This window comes from Caldisalinibacter kiritimatiensis, assembly GCF_000387765.1.
In the GTDB taxonomy this organism is placed as follows: Bacteria; Bacillota; Clostridia; order Tissierellales; family Caldisalinibacteraceae; genus Caldisalinibacter; species Caldisalinibacter kiritimatiensis.
The window spans coordinates 1-303 of sequence record NZ_ARZA01000141.1 but is presented as its reverse complement, the minus strand read 5'-3'; the positions used below and the strand labels follow the sequence as shown (position 1 = coordinate 303).

General features: G+C 27.7%; 1 protein-coding gene. It reads left to right on the top strand.

What is annotated here, in order from left to right; translation table 11 throughout:
• On the top strand, positions 1–303 hold a 303-nt coding region (locus L21TH_RS06835), incomplete at both ends, for a transposase (RefSeq protein ID WP_034429568.1).

The following is a 303-nucleotide window of genomic DNA, read 5'->3' as shown; positions in this document are numbered from 1 at the left end:
TTTCAACAAGAAACTAAATTAGAAATGATTTTATCTCAAATTGACGTTTCTAAGATAGCTAATAAACTTAGAAAATCTAGTAATTCAAAAGGCCCGAAGGGCTATGAGCCAACAACAATGATATATGCTCTAATTGCTATGCAAGTTGAAAAAATACAAACTATTAAAGATTTAGTTCTTAATCTAAAACAAAATCCAATCCTTAGATATTATTGTGGTTTTGAAGTGCTTGGAAAAGTACCTTCTGAATCTACATTTAGTAGATTTTTAGATAAATTATGTGAAACAGATGAACTTGAAAAA